General features: G+C 61.7%; 1 protein-coding gene. It reads left to right on the top strand.

Features of this window, described 5'->3' with window-relative positions; all coding sequences use genetic code 11:
- Nucleotides 1-37 precede the first annotated feature (37 nt).
- A protein-coding gene (locus DOM54_RS19605) for an IS3 family transposase (RefSeq protein ID WP_110717945.1) occupies nt 38-1200 on the top strand; the annotation gives its coding sequence in 2 pieces (ribosomal slippage) (nt 38-296 and nt 296-1200; 1164 coding nt in all).
- Nucleotides 1201-1230: the final 30 nt, after the last annotated feature.

Below are 1230 nucleotides of genomic sequence, written 5' to 3'. Positions count from 1 at the left end.
CACCCCGTTAAGGCAGTACACTAAGACGAGGTGACCCATGGCAAGGCAAACAGCTTCGATGAAGAAGACCCGTACCCGCTACTCCCAGGACTACAAGGCCGAGGCGCTGGCACTCGCCGACCGCGTTGGCATCAGTGCCGCCGCCCGAGAACTTGGCCTCCAGTCCAGCCAGCTCTACCAGTGGCGAGCCAAGGCCCAGCAGCAGCAAAGCGCTTCAGTACGTGAGCAAGCTCTGGCCGATGAGAACGCCCGACTCAAGCGACAACTGGCCGAGAAGTCGGAAGAGCTTGAAATCACAAAAAAGGCGGCCGCGTACTTCGCCAAGCACCTCAAGTGAAGTACGCCTTCATCCACCAGCATCGTCAGGCATTCAGCATCCAGCGGATGTGCGGAGTTCTCGGGGTTGCTCGCAGTGGCTACTACGCTTGGCGGCAGCGTGAGGGTGAACCGTCCCAGAGGCGCCGCCAGCAGGCGGTTCTCGACCAGCGAGTGGCCGAGGCCTTCAAGCGCCGGAAGGGGCGCTCAGGCGCCCCCAGATTGGTGCCGGACCTGGTTCACGATGGCCTGGCGGTGAATCGCAAGACCGTCGCTGCCAGCCTGCGACGCCAGGGACTTCGCGCCAAGGCGGCGCGCAAGTTCAAGGCGACGACGAACTCGCGACACTCGCTGGCAGTGGCACCCAACCTGCTGGAGCAAGACTTCACTGCCATGGCGCCGAACGAGAAATGGGTCGGCGACATCACCTATCTGGCGACCGGTGAAGGATGGCTCTATCTGGCGGTGCTGATCGATCTGTTTTCACGCAAGGTGATCGGCTGGGCGATGAGCGAGCGAATGACTGCCGACCTGACAGTGGACGCGCTCCAGATGGCGTTGTGGCGCCGTAAGATGCCCAAGAAGGTCGTCGTCCACTCGGATCGCGGTAGCCAGTACTGCTCGACCCTGTACCAGTCGCTACTGACCCGGCACGACCTGAAGTGCAGCATGAGTGCCAGGGGCAACTGCTACGACAATGCCTGTGCCGAGAGCTTCTTCCACAGCCTCAAGGTCGAGGCGATCCATGGCGAGCGATTCGAGACTCGGGACGCCATGCGGCGGCACGTGTTCGAGTATATCGAGATGGACTACAACCGGCAGCGCCGGCACAGTGCGATTGGGATGATCAGCCCGGAGGCCTTTGAGGCCCGAATGATCGCTTAGATCGGTGTCCACGATTGCTGGGTAAGATCA

This window comes from Salinicola acroporae (genome assembly GCF_003206615.1).
Lineage (GTDB): Bacteria > Pseudomonadota > Gammaproteobacteria > Pseudomonadales > Halomonadaceae > Salinicola > Salinicola acroporae.
Note: the sequence above shows the minus strand (reverse complement) of the source record. Positions and strands in the feature narration are given on the sequence as shown.